This window comes from Actinomadura sp. 7K507, assembly GCF_004348425.1.
Taxonomy (GTDB): domain Bacteria; phylum Actinomycetota; class Actinomycetes; order Streptosporangiales; family Streptosporangiaceae; genus Spirillospora.
Genome location: NZ_SMKK01000371.1, coordinates 1 through 5,998, shown reverse-complemented (window position 1 = coordinate 5,998; position 5,998 = coordinate 1). Strand labels below are relative to the sequence as shown.

The following is a 5,998-nucleotide window of genomic DNA, read 5'->3' as shown; positions in this document are numbered from 1 at the left end:
GCGGGTGGGCGGGGCGGTGCCGCACTCCGCGCACCGCCGCGACGGCCGGGAACGCGAAGAACGCGACCAGGAACGCGGCGGCCCCGGCGACGAGCAGGCCGAGGTGCAGCGATGGTGCGTCGTACCAGGCCAGGCGGTCGTAGGAGTCGGCCGGGTTCGCGGTCGTGACGAGCGTCCTGCCGTCGAACGCGATGCGGCCCTGGCCGCCCTCCTCGGTGAACAGGCCCGGTTGCGTCTGCACCCAGTGCTGGGTGGACTTGTCCGGGTCCATGGAGATGCCGGACGTGGTGAGCGTGCCGTTCTCCCCGGCGGTCACCTCGATGCCGGTCATCAGGCTGTTGAAGCGGGTCAGGTCGGAGTTGCTCGTGCGGTTCGAGCGGTACGTGCCCTCGTACTCCGACACGTCGCCGCCCACTCCGCCGGGCTTGCCGGTCAGGTGCGACGCGGCGGGGGCGTAGTGGTCGGTGACCGCGTCCATGACCTGCTGGCCGAGGAAGGTCGCGTTCCCGTCGGCGCCGTCGCCGTTGTAGACGACGTACACGCCGGCGTTCTGCTCGGGCAGCAGCGCCATCACGCTGTGGAAGCCGGGGACGTCGCCGTCCTTGTACCAGCGGGGATGCCCGTTGCGCGGGCGTTCCTCGAACGTCAGCCCCATGCCGGGCATCCGGTCGTCATGCGTGTAGTGACGGGTGCGCAGGGGCTCGGTGACGTCCGGGCCGCCGATGGCCTCGCTGCCGGACAGCTGCGCGATCATGAACTTGCCCATGTCGGCGGGGGTGGTGACGGGGCCGTTGCCGCTCGGTGTCCACGGTCCGTACTGGCCGCCGTTGGCGGTGAAGCCGTCGCCGGACGGCCGGTACCCCCCGGCGAGGCGCTTCTCGATCGCGGCCGGGGTCGGTACGGCGAAGCTCGTCCCGGACATGCCGAGCGGACGCACGATGCGCCGGTCCAGGTACTTCGCGAACGGCTGCTTCGCGACGGTCTCGACGACGTAGCCGGCGAGCGCGACGCCGTAGTTGTCGTAGGCGACGCGGGTTCCGGGCGGGCGCACGCGCTCGGGCTGCCGCTCCTCGACGCTCTGGCCGAGCGACGGCACGTCCTCCGGGTCCCGTTCGGCGACGCCGATCATGTTCTCGTCGAACCCGGCGGTGTAGGTGAGCAGGTGCCGCAGCGTGACCGGCTTCCCCGGGTAGGTGTCCTCGATCTCGAAGGTGGTCAGGTAGCGGTTGACGTCCTCGTCCAGGCTGAGGCGGCCTTCGCGGACGAGCTGCAGCACGGCGGTCGCGGTGAACGCCTTGGCCATCGAGCCGGTGAAGAAGGCGGTCCGGGCCGGGTCCACGGGCGTGCGGGCCTTGACGTCCGCGACGCCGTAGCCCTCGGCGAAGACCTGGCGTCCGTCCTTCACGACGACGACGGACGCGCCGGGGATCTCGTTCTGGTCGAGCTGCTCGGACACGAGCGGGCTCACGATGCCCGCCAGACCGTCACCGGCCGGTGCCTCCGCCGGCGTCCCGGCCTGCGCGGCGGTGGACGGCACGACGAGGGCGGCGAGGGCGCACACCAGCGTGAACAGGACTTTCCTCATGCGCTCCACGTTCGCCGGAACGTCCCGGCGGCCACCAGTGCCGGGAAGCACCACCCAGTCATGCGGAATGCACGAACCGGACAGAAAGCTAGGATCTCCCAATGGCCGCCGTGGTGATCGTGCTGGTGCTGGCCGGTCTGCTGGTGGCGCCGGACCAGTCCGCGCCGGTGGCGGTGACGGCCGCCATGCTCGCCCTCCAGCTCGTCCACAGCCTGCCGTGGACCCGCCGGTTCCGGGACCGGTACGGGCACTGGACGCTCGCGGCCCAGGCCGTCCTGCTGCCGCTCGGCGGACCCGCCGGGTTCCTCGGCGCGTCGATCCTGCTCATCGCACCCCGCCGGGCGCGGTGGCCGCTGTTCGCCGCAGTCGTCGCCGCCGCCGGGGCACTGCACACCGCCGACCTCTACACCTGCCTGAACGCGATGGGCAACGCGCTGTGCCAGGGACTGCTCGTGTTCGCGCTGACCCGGCTCAGCGATCTGCGGGACGAGCTGGCGGCGACCCGCGGCGAGCTCGCGGCCGGCTCCGTCGCGGTGGAACGCGCGCGGGTGTCGGACGCGCTGGAGAACGCCCTCGGCACCGCCCTGTCGGAGATCATCCGGCTGGCGTCCGAGCGCCGCCCGGACGCGATCCTGGAACGTGCCACCGCCGCGCGCGCCGAGGTCCGCCGCGCCCCCGAACCGGCCCCGGGGCCGCCGTCCGTGCCGCCGCCCGGCGACCTGACGCCCCGGACCGCGCTGCCCATCGTCGTCATCGGCCACCTGTGGTATCCGGTGATCGCGATCGTCTACCTGGTGTCGGTGGGGCCGCCGCCCGCGCTGCTCGCCCTCTACATCGCCGACATCGTCGCGGTCGTCGCGGTGCAGGCGCACCACGTCCGGCCGCGCCCGCCGGGCGTCGCGCCCAGGCACGCGGCCTGGACGCTGCCCGTGCAGGCGGTGCTCGCCGCCGCGCCGCTGCTCTCGCCCGAACGTCCCTATCCGCAGCTCATGTGGCTCGCGGCCGGCGGAATCCTGATCGTCCTGGCGGGGCGGCCCTGGTGGGCGTGGCCGCTGTTCGCCGCCTATGTCGCGCTCGTCCCGGCGACGCTCCTGGCCCGCGGCGGCGGCGCCCTCGACGCGCTCGTCTGGACGGCGGAGACGGCGGGCGGCGCGATGATGTTCTTCGGGCTGGCGCTGCTGACCCATCTCGTCTACCAGGTGCGCGAGGTGCGGATGTCGCTGGCGATGCTGGCCGTCGCGCGGGAACGCCGCCGGATCGCCCGCGACGTCCACGACCTGCTCGGCTCCGGCCTCTGGACGATCATGGTGAAGGCCGACCTCGCCGCCCGCGCCCCCGGCGCGGACGGCGGGACCGGCGGGGACGCCGGGGAGCACGGGGACGACGCGCTGGCCGGCATCGCCGCCGCCGCCCGGCGCACGCTCGGCGACCTGCGAGCCATCCCGGACGACGGGACGGTCGCCCTGTCGACCGCCGAGGAACTGGACTCCGCCCGCGACCTGCTCACCGCGGCGGGCGTCGACGTCACCGTGAGGTGGCCGGACGACCTCGCCGCCGCGGAGCCGGTCGACGCCGTGCTCGCCACCGTCCTGCGCGAGGGCGTCACCAACGTGATGCGGCACAGCACCGCGCGGCACTGCCTGATCGAGGCGTCCCGCGACGGCGACCTGATCCGGCTCCGCGTCCGCAACGACGGGACCGCCACCGAACCGGGCGGGCAACGCGGACCGGGCGGGGAACCGGGGCAGGGCGTCACGAACCTGTCGGCCCGGGTCGGCGCGCTCGGCGGGACGCTGACCGCCGGGCCTCTTCCGGACGCGCGGTTCGAGCTGTCGGTCCTACAGCCAGCCCGCGTCGGCGGCGATCCGGACCGCGTCCAGGCGGTTGCGGGCGCCTAGCTTCGTGACGATCGCCCCCAGGTAGTTGCGGACCGTCCCCCGCGACAGGTACAGCGTCGCCGCGATCTCGGCGGGATCCGCGCCGGACGCCGCCATCCGCAGCACGTCCAGCTCCCGCCCGGTCAGCGGGTTCTCCGGCGCCGTGAGGGCCCGTGCCGCCAGTCCCTGGTCGACGACCCGCTCGCCCGCCGCGACCCGCCTGATCGCGTCCGCCAGTTCCCGCGGCGGCGCGTCCTTCACCATGAACCCGGCCGCGCCCGCCGCGAGCGCCCGGCGCAGCGTGTCCGGCGTCGCCGCCCCGGTCACGACGAGGACCCGGCAGGCGGGCAGTTCCGCGGCGATCCGTCCGGCCGCCTCCAGCCCGTCGACGCCCGGCATCCCGACGTCGAGGACGGCGACGTCCGGCCGGTGGTCGAGCACCGCCGGGACGATCCGGTCGCCGTGTCCGACCTCGGCGACGACCGTCAGGTCGTCCTCCCGTTCCAGCAGCGCGATGAGCGCCCCGCGGACCATGTGCATGTCCTCTGCCACCACTACGCTGATCATCGCCGCGCCTGCCGGGCTCCGGGGCGCACCTGCCGGATTCCGGGGAAGGGCGCGGTGCCCCGGGACGGCCACGAACGCCGAGTGATCACAGCACTCCATTGTGCAGGGTGACCGCCCTCATCGCGAGCCCGGGGATGTCCGCGCGCCTCCGCCCAAGGGGATGTCGCAGGTCGAGAATGAATTGCTCCTCCCTGTAACTGAACCGCGAATGTTTGGGGAAAGACAGAACAACATGGAAACGATCTCGCGTGATCCCGGCGGCCGGGACGAGGAACCCGGTGGCGGCCCGGTGTCCCTTGAGAAGGGGGGACGCACCCGTACCGACTGGATCGTGTACGGCTTCACCGCGATCATGTCCCTGGCGTTCGTGCTCTGGGGCGCGGTCGCGACGGACAGCCTCAGTTCGACGGCGCAGTCGACGCTCGACTGGCTCCTCACGAACGTGGGCTGGCTGTTCGTCCTCGCGGCGACGGGGTTCGTGATCTTCTCGCTGTGGCTGGCGTTCAGCCGCTACGGCAAGATCCCCCTCGGCATGGAGGACGAGGAGCCCGAGTTCCGCACCGTTTCCTGGGTCGCGATGATGTTCAGCGCGGGCATGGGGATCGGGCTGATGTTCTTCGGCGCGGCCGAGCCCCTGATGCACTTCGTCGAACCGCCCCCCGGCACCGACCCCGCGCAGAGCGAGGCGGCGATCGAGACGGCGATGGCCACCACGATCTACCACTGGACCCTGCATCCGTGGTCGATCTACGCCGTGCTGGGCCTGGCGATCGGGTACGGGACCTACCGGCGGGGCCGCAGCCAGCTGGTCAGCGCGGCCTTCACCCCGCTGCTCGGGCGCCGCCGCGCCACCGGCCCGGTCGCCAAGCTCATCGACATCCTCGCCCTGTTCGCCACCCTGTTCGGCTCGGCCGCCTCCCTCGGCATCGGCGCGCTGCAGATCCGCACCGGGATGCAGGAGGCCGGCTGGATCGAGTCCCTCGGCACCACCGTCCTCATCCTGATCATCGTGGTCCTGACGATCTGCTTCGTCGTGTCGGCCGTCTCCGGCATCGCCCGCGGGATCCAGTACCTGTCCAACATCAACATGGTCCTGGCCGCGCTTCTGGCGCTCTTCGTGTTCGTGGTCGGCCCGACCGTGTTCATCCTCGAACTGCTGCCGACCTCCCTCGGCGTCTACATCCAGGACTTCGGCGAGATGGCCTCCCGGTCGGGCGCCACCGGCGGCAAGGCGATGGACGAGTACCTCGCCGCCTGGACGATCTTCTACTGGGCGTGGTGGATCTCCTGGACGCCGTTCGTCGGCATGTTCCTGGCCCGGATCAGCCGCGGCCGCACGATCCGCCAGTTCGTCGCCGGCGTGATCCTCGTGCCCAGCGTGGTCAGCCTGCTCTGGTTCGCCGTCTTCGGCGGCACGGCCATCAGGGAGCAGCAGAACGGCAACGACCCGTACGGGAACGGCACGGAGGAGCAGATCACCTTCAACGTGCTCTCCGAGCTGCCGTGGACGGGGATCACCGCGGTCCTGGTGATGATCCTCGTCGCGATCTTCTTCGTGTCCGGCGCGGACGCGGCCTCGGTCGTCATGGGCACCCTCTCGCAGCGCGGCTCGACCACGCCGCACCGCTGGATGGTCATCTTCTGGGGTGCCCTGACCGGAGGCGTCGCCGCGGTCATGCTCGCGATCGGCGAGCAAGGCGGCACGGAGGAGATCGACAAGGCCTTGACCGGCATCCAGAACATCACGTTCATCGGCGCCTTGCCGTTCGCGATCGTGCTGATCCTGCTCTGCATCTCCCTGGCGAAGGACGTCCGCAGCGACCCGATCATGCAGCGTCAGACCAAGGGCGCCGAAGTCCTGGAGGAGGCCGTCGTCACGGGCACCCGAGAACACCAGGGCGACTTCGAGCTGGAGATCAGACCCATCAACAACGACGACACCGACGACACCCCCGGTCAGTCCCCCCGC

The 5,998-nt window shown here is 72.0% G+C and carries 4 protein-coding genes; 2 read left to right on the top strand and 2 right to left on the bottom strand.

Annotated features, from left to right (window positions below):
- A partial coding sequence (locus E1285_RS42535; protein ID WP_132160561.1) for a serine hydrolase domain-containing protein occupies window positions 1-1,585 on the bottom strand: 1,585 nt, incomplete at its 3' end.
- A gap of 101 nt (window positions 1,586-1,686) precedes the next feature.
- Here E1285_RS42535 and E1285_RS42530 point away from each other — a divergent pair.
- Window positions 1,687-3,483, top strand: a complete 1,797-nt coding sequence (locus tag E1285_RS42530) for a histidine kinase (RefSeq protein ID WP_132160559.1) — start codon at window positions 1,687-1,689, stop codon at window positions 3,481-3,483.
- Here the strand turns inward: E1285_RS42530 and E1285_RS42525 are convergent.
- Window positions 3,424-4,029 (bottom strand): response regulator transcription factor, encoded by a 606-nt coding sequence (locus E1285_RS42525; RefSeq protein WP_132160557.1) that lies wholly within the window; start codon window positions 4,027-4,029, stop codon window positions 3,424-3,426. The two genes, E1285_RS42530 and E1285_RS42525, sit on opposite strands and share 60 nt — an antisense overlap.
- A 232-nt stretch (window positions 4,030-4,261) precedes the next feature.
- On the opposite strand from E1285_RS42525, the gene E1285_RS42520 reads away from it, so the two are divergent.
- A partial coding sequence (locus tag E1285_RS42520) for a BCCT family transporter (RefSeq protein ID WP_132160555.1) occupies window positions 4,262-5,998 on the top strand: 1,737 nt, incomplete at its 3' end.

Bases quoted from the DNA above. Each gene is read 5' to 3' on its own strand.
- E1285_RS42530 (WP_132160559.1), top strand. From the start codon at position 1,687: ATGGCCGCCGTGGTGATCGTGCTGGTGCTGGCCGGTCTGCTGGTGGCG.
- E1285_RS42525 (WP_132160557.1), bottom strand. From the start codon at position 4,029: ATGATCAGCGTAGTGGTGGCAGAGGACATGCACATGGTCCGCGGGGCG.